This window comes from Serratia sp. JSRIV006, assembly GCF_019968685.1.
In the GTDB taxonomy this organism is placed as follows: domain Bacteria; phylum Pseudomonadota; class Gammaproteobacteria; order Enterobacterales; family Enterobacteriaceae; genus Chania; species Chania fonticola_B.
In genome coordinates this window covers 1,071,112-1,088,276 of sequence record NZ_CP074137.1, presented here as the reverse complement: position 1 = coordinate 1,088,276, position 17,165 = coordinate 1,071,112, and the positions used below count along the sequence as shown (strand labels likewise).

The window sequence follows — 17,165 nt, the reverse complement described above, 5'->3', positions numbered from 1 at the left end:
TTCCGTTCGGGAGACGGGCCGCCGAAATTAACGATCGTCACAATAACAAAGCCGAAACGGCAACCCAGCGCAGTTATCGGCATAGATGTGGTAGCGATAATGAAAAGACACCTTTATGGCATGGATGGAACTCGGCTCACGCTACGGCGTGCGGCCACAATCGGACTGTTTTTGGGCGGATTAGGCGGGCTGACTGGTCAGTCTCTCGCCGCACCGCAGGTCGAATTTAACTGGCAAGCCGCACCAACAGAACGTTCGGTAATGACGCTGACGTTACAGGATGCGATCCTGCGAGCCTTTGCTCGTAACCCGCAGATCGCCCAGGCTTCGGCGCAGATTAACGTGGGTAAGGCCGATCTGGCGCTGGCACAAAGCGCCTGGTTCCCGCAAATTGCCCTCAACAGCAATTTTGGCAAATCCAGCCAGACCGACTCCTCTGGCACCTTGAACAACAACGCCTCGGCAGGCGTAACCCTGAATCAGTTGCTGTATGACTTCGGCAAAACCAGCGGCAGCATTGAGGAACAAAATAACCTCTCCGACGCCTATCGCTACACGCTGTACCAAACCATGACCGAGGTGGGCCAACAAACGCTGCAGGCTTACCTACAGGTCAAGCGCTATCAGGACTTGGGTACAGCGGCGGAGCGCAACCTGGTGTCACTGAACCGGGTCAAGGAAATTGCCGAGCTGCGGGCCAATGCTGGCCTCAGTTCACAATCCGACGTGTTACAGGCGCAAACCCGCATCGCCGGGATGAACGCCACGCTGGAACAGTATCGCGCCCAACACCGTTCGGCCCTGGCGCAGCTTTCCGTACTGACCGGCGTCGTGCCGGATAAATTGCCCGACCTGCCGCAGCAACTGTTGCAACAGAAAATCACCCTCAAGTCGCTGCCCTATCAAAAAAGCAATGCGGTGCTCAGCGCCCAGGCCAAGCAGGAAGCCGCGACCCAGCGCATCCGCCAGGCCGAAGCCCAGCACTGGCCTACCATCTCGGTTCAGGCAGGCCGCACCCGCTATGAGAGCGATGGCAACGATGCCCAATCCTATTGGAACGATCAGCTGCAGCTCGTAGTGCAGGCACCGATCTATCAGGGCGGCGCGGTCAATGCCAAGGTCGATGCCGCCGAGGGCGATCGCCAGGCGGCACAGGCTCAGGTCGAGGCCGCCAAGCTGGATATGAACCAGAAAGCCTCCACCGCCTATGCGGACCTGATCGGTGCCCAGCAGCGAGAGCTTGCCGGTGCACAGCAGTTGAGCAGCGCGGACTATACCCGCAGCGTTTATCAGGACGAGTACAAGCTCAGCAAGCGCAGCCTGAACGACCTGCTCAGCGTGGAACAAGACGTGCTACAGGCAGAAAGCTCACGCGTTATCGCCCTGTACGACGGATGGGACGCGGCGGTGCGCTACGCCTCCGCGGTCGACAACTTATTGGATATGTTGGGTATCGAGCGCCAACGAGCCAGTGGCGACAGCTTACCGTCGCTGTAGTCTGAATGATTTGCCAGGAGCGCTTATGTCACAACCTGCTTCACTCGAAGCCTGGATCGCAGCCATGGCCCGAGCGGCCAACGGCTACGGTCTGGCTGTCGATATCAAATCCGTCCGCCAGCAAATGCGCTGGTATGAACAACTGCCAGCCCCGCGCCGCCTGGAACGTCTGGGCCACCTGATGGGGCTTAGCGTCAGCTTGCAGCCACGGGAGAAAGTCCGCTGGCGCAACGAGATCCTGCCCGCGCTGATCGAGATCGACGACGGCGGCCTGATGGTGATCGAATCCCTCGATAGTGAGGGTAAGGCGCTGTATTGGCTCAACGACAGCGGCGACGTGCAACGAGAGGCCGAGCTGGTAGAGCTGCTGCTGAAAGGGCAAGGCACCATTGTGCTGCTGGGGGCGGCGAAGCGCGGGCAGGATGCGCGCATCGACGACTTCGTACAGCCCTATCGCAAACACTGGTTCTGGCAACATTTTCGCGGGGCCAAACGGCAAATCGGCGAGATCTCGCTGGCATCGATCATCAGCAACGTGCTGGCACTGGCCGGTATTCTGTTTTCGATGCAGGTCTATGACCGGGTTATTCCGGCCCAGTCTTACTCCACCTTATGGGTACTGTTCTTTGGGGTGCTGATCGCGGCGGCGCTGGAGTATGCCATCCGCCTGTCGCGCACCGTGATCTCCGATCTGATGGGCAAGAAAATCGACCTGAAGATCTCAGGCATGCTGTTTGCCCGCGCCTTGGCGATCAAAAACGAAGCGCGGCCAAAATCGACAGGCTCGTTTATCTCGCAGTTGAGGGAGATCGATCAGGTACGGGAATTGCTGACTTCCACCACCGTGGGCGCGGCGGCGGATATGCCCTTCGTGCTGCTGTTCCTCGCCATTATGGCGCTGGTTGGTGGCCCGCTGGTGTTTATCCCGATGCTGGCGATCCCGCTGATCGTCATTCCTGGCATCTTGCTGCAATGGCCGATGGCCAAGCTGGCGAAGGAAGGCATGCGGGAAAGCGCTCTGCGCAACGCGGTGCTGGTTGAGTCGATCGAAGGGGTTGAGGATATCAAGGCACTACAAGCCGAGCCCTACTTCCAGCGCCAATGGGAGCAGACCCACGCGGTCAGTGCCAACATCGGTATGCAGCAGCGGCTGTGGGGCGCGCGGCTCAGCGGTTGGGCCTCAACGGTGCAGCAGTTGACCTATGCCGGGATGCTGGTGTTTGGCAGCTATCTGGTGCTCGCCGGCGATATCACTACCGGTACCATGGTGGCCTGTAGCCTGCTTTCCTCACGCACCATCGCCCCCCTGATGCAGTTGACCATGGTGTTCTCACGCTGGCAGCACGCCAAAACCGCCATGACCGGCCTTGACGATCTGTTGAAGAAGCCGCTCGATAAACCGGAAGAGGGCAAGATGGCTCATTGCCCGGTGCTCAGCGGCCATTTCCAACTGCGCAATCTGCAATACAGCTACGACGTGGAGAAAGGGGAAAACTCGATCACCGTCAATAATCTGGAGATCAAACCCGGCGAACGGGTAGCGATCCTCGGCAAGGTCGGCGCGGGGAAATCGACGCTGCTGAAGCTGCTCTCCGGTCAAGCCAGCGCCACCCGGGGCAAGGTGATCATCGACGGGGTCGACATCAGCCATATCGATCCCAGCGATGTACGCCGCCAACTGGGCTTTCTCTCGCAGGAGTCGCGGCTGTTTTTCGGCAGCCTGCGCCAGAACCTGATGCTCGGCCACCCTCATGCTACCGAATCGGAAATGCTTCAGGCGCTGCGGATCTCGGGGGCACTGAGCCTGGTGCAACAAGATGCCGCCAGCCTGGATCGCATTATTCATGAAGGAGGCCGCGGCCTGTCCGGCGGCCAGCGCCAGATGGTGTTGTTGAGCCGTATGATCCTGCGTAACCCGCAAATCGTGCTGCTGGATGAACCCACCGCCTCCATGGATGAACAGTTGGAAGAGTACGTGATCCGCCAGATGCACGGCTGGCTCAGCGGCCGCACGCTGGTGCTGGTCACCCATCGGCCAGCGCTGTTGAAGCTGGTAGATCGCATTGTGGTGCTGGATAACGGCCGCGTGGTGGCCGATGGGCCAAAGGATCAGATCCTGCAGGCAGCCAATAAGCCGATCAATAAAGAACAGGGCGTAGCATGAGGAGCAGGCAATGAGCAATATCACCATGCAAGACGATCTGGCACGCCAGGGGCGGCGGCATTCCTCGGTACTTTGGTTGACGCTGTTGGGGATGATCCTGTTTGTGGTCTGGGCCTATTTTGCCCTGCTCGATGAGGTCACCGTCGGCACCGGCAAGGTCACGCCCTTAAGCCGGGCGCAGCTGATTGAGAGCCTGGACGGTGGGATTATCGACCACCTGTATGTGCATGAAGGGGATATCGTCAACAAGGGCCAGAAACTGGCGCAGTTGGATGTGAAACGCTTCCAGTCCAACTATGGCGAGGCCTTTTCCCGCGTACGCACCCTGCGCGCCTCCGCCGAACGCCTGCGTTCCGAGCTGACCGGCGAGCCACTTCAGTTCAGCGCCGATACCTTGAAGGAGCCAAGTCTGGTGGCCCGTGAACGCCAGCTGTATGAATCCCGCAAGCGCAACCGCGATGAGACCGTCAGCAACCTGCAACAGTCGATGCAGTTGGTCCAGCAGGAGTTACGCATGACCGAACCGCTAGTTGCCAAAGGGGCTGCCGGCCAGGTTGAAGTCATCCGTCTGCGGCGGCAGGTCAGCGAACTGCGCGGCAAGATTGACGAAGCAATTAACCAGTATGCCGTGCGGGCGCGTGAGGAGCAGGTAAAAAACAACGCCGATCTCGACGCCCAGTTAGAGCTGGTGAACGGTAAGGAAGATCAGTTGGATCGCGCCACCATGGTCTCGCCAGTGCGTGGGATCGTGAAGGATATTCAGGTGACCACCGTGGGCGGCGTGTTGCAGCCAGGCGGCAAGCTGATGGAGATCGTGCCGTTGGAAGATCAGTTGCTGATCGAAACCCGCATCAACCCACGGGATATCGCCTATATCCGCCCTGGCCTGCCCGCCACCGTCAAGGTAACCGCCTATGATTCGTCGATCTACGGCAACCTGAATGGCGAGGTGGAGAAAGTTTCCCCGGATACCCTTCAGGACGAGGTCAAACGTGACCAGTATTACTACCGGGTTTACGTGCGCACCAAGCAGGCGGAGCTGATGAATAAGGCGGGTAAGAAGTTCCCGATCGTGCCGGGAATGGTGGCCAGCGTGGAGATCAAAACCGGGCAGAAAAGCGTGCTGGATTACCTGATCAAGCCGCTGAACAAGGTGAAAGAGTCGTTGCGGGAACGGTAATTATTAAAGGCCAGAGAGTGGTTAGCCTCCCTGGCCTTATTTACGTTTCCACCTTCATCAGTCGATGAATCTGCGGATCAGTTCCAACAGCGCAACCAGCGCTTTCAGAACGATGAGAACTTTATCAATGAAAGTTTTCATCCGTTACTCCTTAAAAAGGAGTGAGAGCCCCCTACTTGCCCTTACATTGCCTGTTATAGGAGTTGCCCTTCATTGTTAGATATTGGCTGCTTCACTCCGGCTAGAGCACCAGAACCGGCACCACCCGTAATTCTAGCCAGGACTTGAATACGTTCCCTCGCATACCAGAGTTCAACAGCAAACAGAGCTAACCCTCTGATTATATCCGCTACGCGGTAGTTTGAAAATCAATCAAATCCTGCGTATACTGATCGAGTTAGATATTGGCTGTTTCACTCTGGTTAGAGCCACCAACTCAGGCCGGAAAGTAAAAAAACCCGATTCACCATCGGGTTTTTTTACGCCTGAAACTCGCTCAAAAATCAGAAAAACTCACTGCCCGCGCCGAGCCCGGCCCACCGCTTCACCCAACTGCCACACCGCCATCGAATAATGCACGCTGTGGTTATAGCGGGTGATGGCGTAGAAGTTCGGCAGGCCGTACCAGTATTGATAACGGTTGCCCATATCCAGGCGCAGCAGGCTGACCTGCTGATTACCTTCCAACGAGCCTTGCGGCGTCAACCCAGCCGCAGCCAGCGTAGCGACCGAATAATTGGTTTTAAAACCGGTCTCTAAACCAGGAGCCTGGCCATTAGCTGGCACCGCCACCGTTGCCCCACGCGTCCAGCCATGAGCTTTGAAGTAGTTGGCTACGCTGCCGATGGCATCCACCGGATCCCAAAGGTTGATATGGCCGTCGCCGTTGAAGTCAACCGCATAGCTCTTGAACGACGAAGGCATAAACTGGCCATAGCCCATCGCACCGGCGTAGGAGCCGCGCAGGGAAAGCGGATCGTCACCTTCGGCACGCGCCATCAGCAAGAAGGTAGCCAACTCACCGCTAAAGTACTCGGCACGGCGTGGGTAGTTAAACGACAGCGTCGCCAACGCATCGATAATGCGCGTTTTGCCCATCACCCGGCCCCAACGGGTTTCCACCCCAATAATGCCCACGATAATTTCTGGCGGTACACCGTAAACCTGATAGGCGCGCTGGAGATCCGCCTCATATTTATTCCAGAACACCACCCCGTTCTGCACGTTATCCGGCGTCAGGAACTTGTTGCGATAGCGGATCCAGGCGCCGTTTGGCGACGTCGCTGGCTTGCCAGCGGGTGCCTGCTTATCCATCAGAGCCACCACCCAGTCCAGCTGTTTGGCCTGGGCCAGTACGTCATGCAACTGCTGGCGCTCAAAGCCGTGCTCCTGCACCATCTTGTCGATAAAGCGCGCCGTCGCCGGATTATTGGCAAAGTCGCCGCCCAACGGATGAATGGCATGCTCCGGTTCAAGCACAAAACCACTCTGCACCAGGCTATCTGGGGGGGCCAGTTGCTCGGTAGGTTTAGGCTCGCTGCTACAGGCAGCCAGCAAAGGGATCAGGGGTAAAAGCGTAACCAGATGACGCATCGGATATCCATATAGGCCAGGCAAAAATAGTTGTCGCTATGTTAAGCCATTGTCTGGCGCGAACAAACAGGAATCTGGTCCCCGGTAGCCTCATTTTGTTCACAAAATACCCAGCTGAAAAGCCAGGGCACATATACACTTACTAGTGCTTACCTTTATCAAGGCGATACCCGTTCAACGCCACTACTCCCGGTTGTTTCATTGCCCCTGGGAACTGGCGCAATCAACGTGTTTTCTCTCCAAAACAGCACACGAGGAATAACGTATATGAGTAAGCTCCCCGATCAAGAACCGCCACGCCGTGCCCTGCTAAAACGTACCGCAGCCCTTTCAGTATTAGCTATGACCGGCATTGCCGGTTTCACCGCACCTTCAGTGGCCTTTGCCGCCGCGATGACCAAAGAACAGCGCGATAAAATGACGCCTGACGACATCATCGCCAGCTTTAAACAAGGCAATATGCGCTTTCGGGAAGGCAAAATGCAGCAGCATGACTATGTCGCCCAGAAGCAGGCCAGCGCTCAGGGGCAGTTCCCAGCAGCGGTCATTTTAAGCTGCATTGACTCACGCGCCCCGGCAGAAATTCTGTTTGACGTCGGCATTGGCGAAACCTTTAACGCACGCGTTGCTGGTAACATTCAGAATGACGACATTCTGGGCAGCATGGAGTTTGCCTGTGCCGCTGCCGGAGCAAAAGTGGTCCTGGTGATGGGGCACACCGCCTGTGGCGCGATAAGAGGCGCTATCGAGAATGTCGAGCTGGGTAACCTGACCGGGCTGCTCAACAAGATCAAACCGGCCATCGACAAGACCGAATTTAAAGGCGAGCGCAGCGGTAGCAACTATGAGTTTGTCGATGCCGTCGCCAAAACCAACGTCGAGCTGACCATCGCCGATATCCGCAAAAACAGCCCGGTGCTGAAAAAGCTGGAAGAGGAAGGAAAAATCAAGATTGTGGGCAGCATGTACCATCTGGATGGAGGCAAGGTTGAGTTTCTCGCTTAACCCTTAGGTAACCCCTCACAACAGCGGTGGGCATTGGCTCGCCGCTGCTTATAACTCTTCTTGAGTATCAATGCATTACATCACATTCTGTTTCAATAATTATTCTGCTAATTATTGAAAACCCCTCTTTTGATCAAACAAGCCCCCAGCCATCAACATAGAATTCACAAAAAATTAAACTCATCAAGGATAGGGTTTTACATGGAAATTAAGGTTAATGGCCGTTTGGTCGCACTGAGCAACATCCCACCAGAGACTCCCCTGCTGTATGTCCTACGCAACGATCTACAACTCAACGGCCCCAAGTATGGCTGTGGCCTGGGCGAATGCGGCGCCTGTACCGTACTGATCGACGGCGTTGCGACCCGTTCTTGTTCCACCCCGTTGTCTGCTGCCCAGGGGAAAGCGGTCACCACGCTGGAAGGGCTAAGCCATGAAGGCCATTTACACCCGGTGCAACAGGGCTTTATCGATGAACAGGCCGCACAGTGTGGCTACTGCACCAACGGCATGATTATGACGCTGGTGGCGCTGTTTGAACGCGATCCCCAAGCCAGCGAGCAACAGATCAAAAACGAATTAGCCTTCAACCTGTGCCGTTGCGGTACCCATCTGGAAATTCTGGCTGCGGCGCAACAGGCCAAGCGGCTTCTGGCCGAGCGCGGTGCCCAATGATGGAGATGCAAATAACCCGTCGCCGCCTACTGCAGGCGGGTGGCGTAGTGATGGTCAGCAGTCTGTTACCCTTCAACGCGCTGGCGAGCAGCCCTGCAGCCACTGGTAAAGCGATCCCCCTGGACCGTATCAGCAGCTTTATTGCCCTCAGTGCCGATGGCAAAGTGACCGCGTTTAACGGCCACGTCGATCTCGGCACCGGCATACGCACCTCACTGGCACAGATTGTCGCCGATGAACTGGACGTGGCTTTCGACGATGTCACGCTGATCCTGGGCGATACCAATCGCACGCCCGATCAAGGCCCAACCATCGCCAGCGCCACCATTCAGGTAACCTCGGTTCCCCTGCGTCAGGCGGCTGCGCAGGTGCGACAATTGCTGGTGGAACTGGCCGCTATTGCCTTCAAGCGCCCGGCCACACAGCTGACAACCGCCAATGGCTTCGTGTTTGCCCCAGATGCCCCCTCAGCCCGCCTGAGCTACGCCGAACTGGCGCGTGGGCAGGATCTGCATCTGCCGCTGGACAGCAATGTGGTGCTGAAAAGCCCGCAAAGCGGCCAGTATGTGGGCAAACCGGTGGCACGCGTCGATATTCCAGCCAAGGTTCGCGGCCAACTGACCTATGTGCACGATATGCGCCTACCAGGCATGTTACATGGGCGGGTAGTGCGCCCGCCTTATGCCGGAGCAGACAGCAATGCACCATTGGGAAAAGCGATGATTTCCGTCGATCGGGGATCCATCGCCCACCTGCCCGGTATTGTCAAACTGGTGGTCATCAATGACTTTATCGGCATCGTCGCCGAGCGTGAGGAGCAGGCGATCGCAGCCATGCGCCAACTAAAGGTGCAATGGCAACCCTGGGCCGGGTTACCGGATCTGTCTTTGGATAAGCTGCACGCGACGCTGGAAGCCATGCCGAAAGCCGAGCGAATTCTGCGCGACGATCCTGGCACCACCGACGCCCTTGCCGCAGTCGCAACGCAGGTCAATGCCGACTACGTCTGGCCTTATCATTTGCATGCCTCTATCGGCCCTTCCTGTGCCGTGGCCGAGGTAAATGCGCATCAGGTGGAAATCTGGTCCGGTACGCAAAACCCCCACGACCTGCGCAAAGACATTGCCAAATTGCTTGGCCGTGAGCCGGAGCAGGTGCATATCAACCGCATGGAAGCTTCCGGCTGCTATGGACGTAACTGTGCCGACGACGTTTCTGCAGATGCGGCCTTACTGTCACATGCCACCGGCAAGCCAGTGCGGGTGCAGTTGATGCGCGAGCAGGAAGCGGGTTGGGAACCAAAAGGTACCGGGCAATTGATCCGCGTACGTGGCGGGCTGGATGCCAATCATCAGGTCGCCGCCTACGAGCTGAGAACCAGCTATCCCTCCAACAATGCCGTCACCCTGCCGCTGGTATTAACCGGCATGGTTGCCAATCGGCCAGACGTACAGCAGATGGGGGACCGTACTGCCGTGCCGCAATATGAATATCCGCATATGCGGGTGATTGCGGAAGATGCAGCGCCCATCGTGCGGGCTTCCTGGATGCGTGGCGTGTCGGCGCTGCCGAACGTGTTTGCCCATGAAAGCTGGATCGACGAGTTGGCCTACCTCGCCAAACAGGATCCGATCGCCTATCGGCTGCAATATTTAACCGATCCGCGCGCCATTACGTTGATCCACGCGCTGAAAAAACAGGCCAACTGGCAGGATGGCCCCGCCCATCATAATCCGGTGGTCGAGGATCAAGAGGAGGTCAATGGTCGAGGTTTCGCCTATGCCCGTTACTTCCACAGCAAATTCCCCGGGTTTGGTGCCGCCTGGGCAGCCTGGGTCTGCGATCTCAGCGTTAATCGCCGCAACGGGCAGATCACACTGAACAAGATCTACGTGGCCCACGACTGCGGGCAAATCGTCAATCCGGCCGGGGTGCGCCATCAGGTGCATGGCAACATCATCCAGTCGGCCAGCCGGGTCCTGAAAGAGTTTGTCACTTTTGACAGCAGCGGTGTGACCTCACTGGATTGGGGCGGTTATCCCCTACTACGGTTTGACGAACTGCCAGAGGTGGATATCCAACTGCTGGATAACCCGCATGAACCGCCGATGGGAGCAGGGGAATCCGCCTCCGTACCGAGCGCTGCCGCCATCGCCAATGCGTTATTTGATGCGCTGGGCGTCAGGCTGCGCGAAGTCCCCTTCACCCCGGAACGGATCCTGAAGGCTTTAGCTACCGCCACCTCTTCCAGCCATGCAAACGGGTAACATATTATGCACAAGATAAAGAAAATCGCCGGGCTGGGCGCGCTGGCCGTTGCCATCATCGTTGCCGTGGGGGCGATTGCCACCTGGCAGCCAGAAATGGTGCAAATCGATCGCCTGGATACCCATACCTTCAGCCAGGCGCAGATTGAAAAAGGTGAGCGTCTGGCCGCCGTTGGTGATTGTGCGGTTTGCCACACGCGCCCCGGTGGCGAACGCAATACCGGCGGGCTGGCAATGGAAATCCCGTTCGGTACCATCTATACCAGCAATATTACGCCCGACCTGGAAACGGGGATTGGCGGATGGTCCTATCCCGCCTTTGAGCGCGCCATGCGCCACGGGGTCGATCGCCAGGGCAATTACCTCTACCCGGCATTCCCCTATACCGCATTTACCCGCACCAGCGACGAAGATCTCAAGGCACTGTACGCCTATCTGATGACGCAGCCAGCGGTGCACTACCAGCCGCCGAAAACCTCATTACATTTCCCGTTCAATATCCGTCAGGGGATCGTGACCTGGAACTGGCTCTATCTGACGCCCGGTGCCATGCAGCCAGACGCCAGCCAGAGTAAAGAGTGGAACCGGGGGGCCTATCTGACGGAGGGACTGGGCCATTGCAGCGCCTGCCATTCGCCACGAAACTTCCTGTTTGGGGAGCAAGGGGGCAGTAAACATTTGAGCGGTGGTGTCGCAGAGGGCTGGACCGCTCCGGCCCTGACCGCCAACGCTCAGTTACCGCTGGCCTGGAGCCAGCAGGATCTGCTGACCTTTATGCAAACCGGCTACTCCGCTAACCACGGTGTGGCTGCTGGGCCGATGGCACCGGTGATCGAGGAAGGCCTTTCTCAGTTGCCGCCAGAGGATTTGCAGGCGATTGCCACCTATTTGCGCTCTTTCCATTCTCAGGATGAAAGCCTCTCGGGTAAGGCCGCAGAGATCAACCGGTTGGCAGAGCAAAGGGTTGAGCCGCTGACTTCACAGGGATCACGGATTTTCTCCGGTGCCTGTATGGCTTGTCACTCCCAGGAGAAAGGCGCGCAGATGCAGGGCGTACGCCCTTCCCTGGCCCTGAACAGCAACCTGTATAGCAGCAGCCCGGATAATGCCATCCGCGTGGTGCTTTCCGGTATCCAGCAGCCGGCCAAAGGCGAGTTAGGCTATATGCCTGCGTTCCGTTATAACCTCAACGACGAGCAAATCGCCGCGCTGCTGAACTATCTACGGCAGGACTTTACCAAGCAGAAACCGTGGACTGATTTGCAGCAGCGGGTGACTGAACTGCGGGCGGAGACTGACCCCTCACCCCAACCCTTATGTCTTGATCTTCTCCGCCTTAGCGGAGAAGATCCCCGACTGATCATCGGGAGATAGCCGGTGAGCTCCCCCTAACCCTAGTGCCTATGAGCCCGTGGGAGAGATTGTGCCCCGGCTGTCTATTTCCCTGTCGCCTTGTAGACCGAACGGTATCCTGTGCCTATGAGCACCTACATATAAGGATGGTCCGGCGATAAATTTCAGACATGGTTATGGAGTGCCATAATGCGTAGAACCCCTGTCGGCGTTGATATCGCTAAACACAAATTTGATGTCGCCGTACTGCTGGACAATCAGAAGTATAAAACCAAAAAGTTTGCCAATACCCCTTCTGGATGCCGCGAGTTCGCAGCCTGGTTGAGCCGCTTTGGCGACTGTCATGTCTGTATGGAAGCCACCGGGAGCTACAGCACGGAACTGGCCACTTATCTGGCAGACAACAACTACCACGTCAGTCTGATGAACCCGGCGTGTATCCATTCCTTCGGCAATACAGAACTGGCCCGGAACAAAACGGACAAAAGCGATGCAGCGATGATAGCCCGCTACTGCGCACTGCATCAGCCTGCCCCGTGGTTCCCAGCCCCGTTGAGCGAGCGCCAGTTGACCGCGTTGGTCAGGCATCTTAAGAACCTGGAAGAGATGCGTCAGATGGAAGAAAATCGCCTGGAGGTGGCCGAAGCAGTCATCGTCCCTTCACTCAATGAGCACATCGCCACGTTGGATGAACTGATACGAGAAACGAAAAAGAAAATCAGTCAGCACATCGATGATAACCCTGACCTGAAACGGGACAGCGAGTTGCTAAAAAGTATCCCTGGAGTGGGAGAGATGCTGAGCTCCAGCCTGCTGGCCTTCGCAGGAAACCTGCGTCGGTTCACCAGCAGCAAGGCCCTGGTAGCGTACGCAGGACTGAATCCGCAGCGATGTGAGTCGGGGATGTTTAAAGGGAAAAGCCGGTTATCGAAAGTGGGGCACGGTGAGCTGCGAAGTGCGTTATACATGCCCGCGGTAGTGGCAGGCCAATACAATGTTGTGGTTAAAGACTTAACAGAAAGGCTGAAGTTGCGTGGGAAGTCGGGCAAAGAAAGAGTGTGTGCGGCGATGCGAAAGTTGCTGCAACTGGCCTATGGTGTGGTGAAATCAGGAAAGACATTTAATGCGGAAATACCGCTTGCCGGATAGCCGACAAGACGGTATCTCTCCCACAGGGAGAGGGAGCTGAACGGAGCGCGTGGCAGGGTGCGAAGTTATTCTGTAACTATTTGATAGTTAATTTGTAGCACGCTTACTCCCATTCCCAATTGACACTGCGTTGTCGTCAGCACAGGAGTTAGTCTGTAAACAATTGATGTAAAGACAATTTACTATAATTAAGTGGTGGCTCGATCGGTCCCCTCTCCCTGTGGGAGAGGGTTAGGGTGAGGGGTCCAGAAGCTACTTCTGTAACTTGGCCAACAGCGTTTTACGGGTAATGCCGAGCTGTTTGGCCGCCTCGGTCTTGTTACCGGCGGTTTGTTCCAGCGCCGCCAAAATCGCCTGTTTCTCGACCTGCTCCAACGGCTGGATCGCTTGGCCACATCGGCGATCCGGCTGCACATCGACGCACTGGCTGATACTCAGCGGCAGCTCTTTTTCACTGATAAAGTCCCCACTCAGCAGGATCACCCCGCGCTCAACGCTGTTCTCCAGCTCACGCACGTTGCCCGGCCAGGGGTATTTCAGCAGCATATCCATCGCCAGCGGGGTGAATCCTTTAACCGGCTTACGGTTACGCTCGGCAAATTTGGCCAGAAAATGCATTGCCAACAGGGGAATATCTTCGCTGCGCGCCCTCAGCGGCGGGCTGTCCACCGTCACCACGTTCAGCCGATAGTAGAGATCCTGGCGGAACCTGCCAGCCTCCACGTCCGCCAACAGATCCCGGTTAGTCGCTGCGATCAGACGGACATCCACCGACAGGGTCTGATTACTGCCCACCCGCTGGATCTCCCTCTCCTGGATCGCCCGCAGTAATTTTGCCTGCATCAGCGGCGAGACTTCTCCAATCTCGTCCAGGAACAGCGTACCCTGGTCAGCCTCCATAAATCGCCCTTCCCGGCGTTTATCGGCACCGGTAAATGCCCCTTTCTCATGACCGAACAGCTCCGACTCCAGCAGAGATTCGCTCAAGGCGGCGCAGTTAATGCTCACCAATGGCCGCTCCTTGCGCAGGCTGTTGGCGTGTACGGCCCGGGCTATCAGCTCCTTGCCGGTGCCGGACTCCCCGCTGATCAACACCGTCGCTTCGGAAGGGGCGATCATGGCGATCATTTCCAGCAGCTTGCGCATCGGTTCACTGCGGCCAATAAAATTTTGCTGATCGAACCGCAAACGCTGCTTCAGATCCTGGTTCTCGCTCTTTAACGAGGTATGCTCCAGCGCGCGTGCCAGCGTGAGCTGCAACGTATCGAAATCGAGAGGCTTGGTCAGATAGTCATAAGCCCCCGCCTTTATCGCTTCCACGGCAGACTCCACGTTGGAGTAGGCGGTCATGATCAGGATCGGGATCGCCGGGTTATAGCTTTTGATGGCCTTCAGCGCCGCGATGCCGTCCATTTCCGCCATCCGCACGTCGCTCAGGATCAGATCGAACGGCTGTGCCCTGACCTGTTCCAACGCTTGTCGGCCGTTATGCGCCACGCTGACCCGGTAGCCCCAGCCGTTTATCAGAGCCTCGAGGATAGTGCAGTGGCTGAGATCGTCCTCAACCAGCAAAATATGTGCATTAGACGTCTGCATGAGCCTCCCCTTGTTGATTGTTGTGCCTGAGCGGGATCACCATTGTAAAGCAAGTGCCCGCTGGCTGGCCGCTGGTGACAGCGATCGTCCCCTGGTGCTCCTCGATCACTTTCTGCACCATGGTCAGCCCCAGGCCGGTGCCCGTCGCCTTGGTGGTGAAGTAAGGGTTAAAGATTTTTCCCAGGTCGTCAGGTGGGATACCAGCCCCCGAGTCGCTGACGGTAATGCGCATCGCCCCCTCCTTGGTCGCTTCAACGTCAACCTCGAGTACGCCATCCGAGCCAATCGCCTGGATGGCATTGAGATACAGATTCAACAACACCTGAGTTAGGCGATCGGGGTCGATCTCCACCAGCGGCAATGCTTCATCACAGCGGGAACGGAGGGCGATATTGTTACTCTCAGCATCCTGACGGATCAGGTGCAGCGAATGCTCGATCACCTCGTTAATCGCCACCCGCTGCAAACGCAGATCGGCAGGGCGCACCAACGCCAGTAACTCGGTGATCACCCGGTTGAGACGATCGACCTCTTTCGCCATCACCTTGGCCAGTTCATGCTGTTCGCTACCCGCAGGCGAGCGGTCGGCAAAATACTTGGCGAAGCCTTTGATGGAGGAAAGCGGGTTGCGGATTTCGTGGGCCACGCCAGCCGCTAAATCGCCGATAGCCGCCAGCTTTTCTTTGCGGCGGATCTCCGCTTGCAGTTGGCGAATCTCCCGCATATCGCGGAAGATAAACACGTTGCCCAGAAAATGGCCGCTGTGATTAACAATATTCGCCACGCTGATGCTCAACGGCAGGCTCTGCCCACCAGCCAGACGATGGTCAATATCCTGTTCGATAATAGGCTGGCCGTGGCTACTTTTCTGCGCCAGTTGCTGCCATTCGGCTGGCAGCGCCTGATGGCTAGGCTGGCCAAACAGCTCGGCGGCACTACAACCCAGCATCACTTCTGCCGCATGGTTAACCACCCGGATCTGGTGCTGATCATTGGTGGTGATCAAGCCCATCGGCAAGTTACTGATAATTTCGCTGGAGAAGGCCCTTGAGTCCTGCAACTGTTGGCTGGAACGTTGATAACGCCGCCCCCAGAACAGCGCCAATAAACTGGCTAACGCCAGCAACAGCAGGATGGACAGCAAAATGGAGGTGTTGCGCATATCCTTTGCCTGGGCGGCATCCAGCGCGACAGTGTCTAACGCCGCAAAAATGACGGCCTGCTCATCATCCTGAGGCTCGGCAGCCTCCTGCATACGCGATCGGTTCATCATATGGCCGGAGTGGCCGCTACCGCGCTTAAGCGGCTTAAACCAACGGTAAGCTTCAAAAGCATTCTGCTGCTGAGCCTGCGGCTCATCAAAGGTCGTCATATGCCACTGTGCATCGCTGGAAATCTTCAGCTCAGCCATCTGTTGCGGGCTATACAGCTGCTGGCCAACACGTTGCGGATCGCTGTGCGCCAGAATGCGGCCAGAGCGATCGGTAATGGCGATGTACAGCACGTTCGGCTGATAGGCCATCTCCTCCAACAGGGTTTGACGCTGATCGTGACGCCAGCGCATGCCCATACCGGTACGAGCACCGGATTCAAACGAACTCATCAACACCGCGCTTTTTTCTCGTAGCGTCTGGATCTCCACCTCACGCCCACGCTGCAGATCTTTAATGGCCAGCGTGATGATAATGCCAAGCAGTAACGCGACCGCGGCGATCGCAATCCAGGCAGGTAAGAGCGTCGATTTGGTTTTAAATTCCATGGGCTTCCTCTGCAACCGGCACGCCAGCGTGCGGGTAATTATTACCCACACTATCAGTATGGCGAGTAAAAATAACCCACTTTATCTCTGGATGGCGATCAGCAAACGGCCATCCTCCACCATCAGTTATTTTTATTACTGTCATAAACTTAACGCGCTGCATGCTGGAGTTCCTTGGCTGGCGCCCGTTGGCTGAGATAGCCAAGCCCTAACGGCGATCCTGTATCTATACAATTCCCATGCCAGCCTGAAGCTGGCACGACGGTTGCAACTAAAGAAATGGAATCCATGAACCCTCAACCAAAGGAAATCAATCATGACGCTAACTAAAACCACCTTCGCCGCCATTATCTCCGTTGCCCTGCTGGCCGGTGTTAGCACTACCGCGCTGGCGCAAAATGGCAACCGCGCAAACATGACCAATGCACAGGGAACTCATCAGGGGATGGGTTATCAGCACGGTAACCGCGCGAACTTGACGCCTGAACAGCAAGCCGTCAGCCAGAAAGCCTTTGATGAATTCCAGTTGAAAACCGCCGATCTGCGCCAACAACTGATGTCCAAGCAATACGAATATCAGGCATTGCTGACCAGCAAGCCTTTGGATGAGCAGAAGGTCTTGGCCGTGAGCAAAGAAATCACCGCATTGCGTGATAACCTGTACCAACAGCGTGTGGCGCTCGATACCGATCTGGCCAAGGCTGGCGTACCGATGATGGGCCACGGGATGGGTGGAGCGGGGATGCACGGCGGACGTGGCTGTCGTTAAGCCTTAACGTTATCCTCAGATAACATCGGGAGAACACCAGATCTTTTCTAGCTTCTCCCGTCAATTCTTCCCCCTTCCCGGATCGTTCAGGCTGTCACCCCCGCGATACATTTATCCCCTGCTGAACAATTAACAACACTGATTAATGAGAATATTCT

At 56.8% G+C, this 17,165-nt stretch carries 14 protein-coding genes; 9 read left to right on the top strand and 5 right to left on the bottom strand.

The genetic code is table 11. The features are described 5' to 3' along the window. The first annotated feature begins 99 nt into the window (after nt 1–99). Genes KGP16_RS04965 through KGP16_RS04955 form a run of 3 tightly spaced genes read left to right on the top strand, consistent with a single transcriptional unit; the run spans nt 100 to nt 4,841 of the window. On the top strand, nt 100–1,497 hold the full coding sequence (locus tag KGP16_RS04965; protein WP_223498941.1) for a TolC family outer membrane protein: 1,398 nt from the start codon (nt 100–102) through the stop codon (nt 1,495–1,497). A 25-nt stretch (nt 1,498–1,522) separates the two neighbouring features. Further along, nucleotides 1,523–3,661, top strand: a complete 2,139-nt coding sequence (locus KGP16_RS04960; protein WP_209528804.1) for a type I secretion system permease/ATPase — start codon at nt 1,523–1,525, stop codon at nt 3,659–3,661. Nucleotides 3,662–3,671: 10 nt separating this feature from the next. Further along, a complete protein-coding gene (locus KGP16_RS04955; protein ID WP_166734185.1) occupies nt 3,672–4,841 on the top strand; it encodes an HlyD family type I secretion periplasmic adaptor subunit in 1,170 nt (389 codons plus the stop codon). Nucleotides 4,842–4,898: 57 nt separating this feature from the next. Here KGP16_RS04955 and dinQ read toward each other — a convergent pair whose 3' ends face one another. Then, a complete protein-coding gene (gene dinQ, locus KGP16_RS27645; RefSeq protein WP_363135933.1) occupies nt 4,899–4,982 on the bottom strand; it encodes a damage-inducible type I toxin DinQ in 84 nt (27 codons plus the stop codon). Between the two features lie 372 nt (nt 4,983–5,354). After that, nucleotides 5,355–6,434, bottom strand: coding sequence for a lytic murein transglycosylase B (gene mltB / locus KGP16_RS04950; RefSeq protein ID WP_071682374.1), 1,080 nt, complete (start codon nt 6,432–6,434; stop codon nt 5,355–5,357). A 267-nt stretch (nt 6,435–6,701) separates the two neighbouring features. On the opposite strand from mltB, the gene KGP16_RS04945 reads away from it, so the two are divergent. The 5 genes from KGP16_RS04945 to KGP16_RS04925 all read left to right on the top strand — a co-directional run bounded on the left by KGP16_RS04945 (nt 6,702) and on the right by KGP16_RS04925 (nt 12,883). Then, the gene (locus KGP16_RS04945) at nt 6,702–7,439 is read left to right on the top strand and encodes a carbonic anhydrase (protein ID WP_218519831.1); all 738 of its coding nucleotides are present in this window, start codon (nt 6,702–6,704) and stop codon (nt 7,437–7,439) included. A 201-nt stretch (nt 7,440–7,640) separates the two neighbouring features. Beyond that, nucleotides 7,641–8,114, top strand: a complete 474-nt coding sequence (locus KGP16_RS04940) for a (2Fe-2S)-binding protein (protein ID WP_021179470.1) — start codon at nt 7,641–7,643, stop codon at nt 8,112–8,114. Then, nucleotides 8,111–10,381 carry a molybdopterin cofactor-binding domain-containing protein gene (locus KGP16_RS04935; protein ID WP_371822669.1) on the top strand — a complete coding sequence of 757 codons (2,271 nt, stop codon included), beginning with the start codon at nt 8,111–8,113 and terminating at the stop codon, nt 10,379–10,381. Before KGP16_RS04940 ends, KGP16_RS04935 begins: the two co-directional genes overlap by 4 nt. Before the next feature lie 6 nt (nt 10,382–10,387). Further along, nucleotides 10,388–11,755 (top strand): cytochrome c, encoded by a 1,368-nt coding sequence (locus KGP16_RS04930; RefSeq protein WP_223500904.1) that lies wholly within the window; start codon nt 10,388–10,390, stop codon nt 11,753–11,755. Nucleotides 11,756–11,923: 168 nt separating this feature from the next. Next, entirely contained in the window at nt 11,924–12,883 is a 960-nt protein-coding gene (locus KGP16_RS04925) for an IS110 family transposase (protein ID WP_059199085.1), read from the top strand. A 252-nt stretch (nt 12,884–13,135) separates the two neighbouring features. On the opposite strand, the gene KGP16_RS04920 is transcribed toward KGP16_RS04925, so the two are convergent. From KGP16_RS04920 to KGP16_RS04910, 3 genes are read right to left on the bottom strand one after another with little or no spacing between them, the layout of a single operon-like run. Next, nucleotides 13,136–14,479 carry a sigma 54-interacting transcriptional regulator gene (locus tag KGP16_RS04920; protein WP_223500902.1) on the bottom strand — a complete coding sequence of 448 codons (1,344 nt, stop codon included), beginning with the start codon at nt 14,477–14,479 and terminating at the stop codon, nt 13,136–13,138. Continuing rightward, nucleotides 14,466–16,238, bottom strand: a complete 1,773-nt coding sequence (locus KGP16_RS04915) for an ATP-binding protein (protein WP_218519834.1) — start codon at nt 16,236–16,238, stop codon at nt 14,466–14,468. The genes KGP16_RS04920 and KGP16_RS04915 overlap by 14 nt, the downstream gene beginning before the upstream one ends. After that, on the bottom strand, nt 16,228–16,401 hold the full coding sequence (locus KGP16_RS04910; RefSeq protein ID WP_223500901.1) for a hypothetical protein: 174 nt from the start codon (nt 16,399–16,401) through the stop codon (nt 16,228–16,230). The genes KGP16_RS04915 and KGP16_RS04910 overlap by 11 nt, the downstream gene beginning before the upstream one ends. A 153-nt stretch (nt 16,402–16,554) precedes the next feature. On the opposite strand from KGP16_RS04910, the gene KGP16_RS04905 reads away from it, so the two are divergent. After that, a complete protein-coding gene (locus KGP16_RS04905) occupies nt 16,555–17,007 on the top strand; it encodes a periplasmic heavy metal sensor (RefSeq protein ID WP_094983203.1) in 453 nt (150 codons plus the stop codon). Nucleotides 17,008–17,165: the final 158 nt, after the last annotated feature.

What these genes read in the sequence shown, in the direction of transcription:
- KGP16_RS04965 (WP_223498941.1), top strand. Translation starts at nt 100, where the DNA reads ATGAAAAGACACCTTTATGGCATGGATGGAACTCGGCTCACGCTACGG.
- KGP16_RS04960 (WP_209528804.1), top strand. Translation starts at nt 1,523, where the DNA reads ATGTCACAACCTGCTTCACTCGAAGCCTGGATCGCAGCCATGGCCCGA.
- KGP16_RS04955 (WP_166734185.1), top strand. Translation starts at nt 3,672, where the DNA reads ATGAGCAATATCACCATGCAAGACGATCTGGCACGCCAGGGGCGGCGG.
- dinQ (WP_363135933.1), bottom strand. Translation starts at nt 4,982, where the DNA reads ATGAAAACTTTCATTGATAAAGTTCTCATCGTTCTGAAAGCGCTGGTT.
- mltB (WP_071682374.1), bottom strand. Translation starts at nt 6,434, where the DNA reads ATGCGTCATCTGGTTACGCTTTTACCCCTGATCCCTTTGCTGGCTGCC.
- KGP16_RS04945 (WP_218519831.1), top strand. Translation starts at nt 6,702, where the DNA reads ATGAGTAAGCTCCCCGATCAAGAACCGCCACGCCGTGCCCTGCTAAAA.
- KGP16_RS04940 (WP_021179470.1), top strand. Translation starts at nt 7,641, where the DNA reads ATGGAAATTAAGGTTAATGGCCGTTTGGTCGCACTGAGCAACATCCCA.
- KGP16_RS04935 (WP_371822669.1), top strand. Translation starts at nt 8,111, where the DNA reads ATGATGGAGATGCAAATAACCCGTCGCCGCCTACTGCAGGCGGGTGGC.
- KGP16_RS04930 (WP_223500904.1), top strand. Translation starts at nt 10,388, where the DNA reads ATGCACAAGATAAAGAAAATCGCCGGGCTGGGCGCGCTGGCCGTTGCC.
- KGP16_RS04925 (WP_059199085.1), top strand. Translation starts at nt 11,924, where the DNA reads ATGCGTAGAACCCCTGTCGGCGTTGATATCGCTAAACACAAATTTGAT.
- KGP16_RS04920 (WP_223500902.1), bottom strand. Translation starts at nt 14,479, where the DNA reads ATGCAGACGTCTAATGCACATATTTTGCTGGTTGAGGACGATCTCAGC.
- KGP16_RS04915 (WP_218519834.1), bottom strand. Translation starts at nt 16,238, where the DNA reads ATGGAATTTAAAACCAAATCGACGCTCTTACCTGCCTGGATTGCGATC.
- KGP16_RS04910 (WP_223500901.1), bottom strand. Translation starts at nt 16,401, where the DNA reads ATGCAGCGCGTTAAGTTTATGACAGTAATAAAAATAACTGATGGTGGA.
- KGP16_RS04905 (WP_094983203.1), top strand. Translation starts at nt 16,555, where the DNA reads ATGACGCTAACTAAAACCACCTTCGCCGCCATTATCTCCGTTGCCCTG.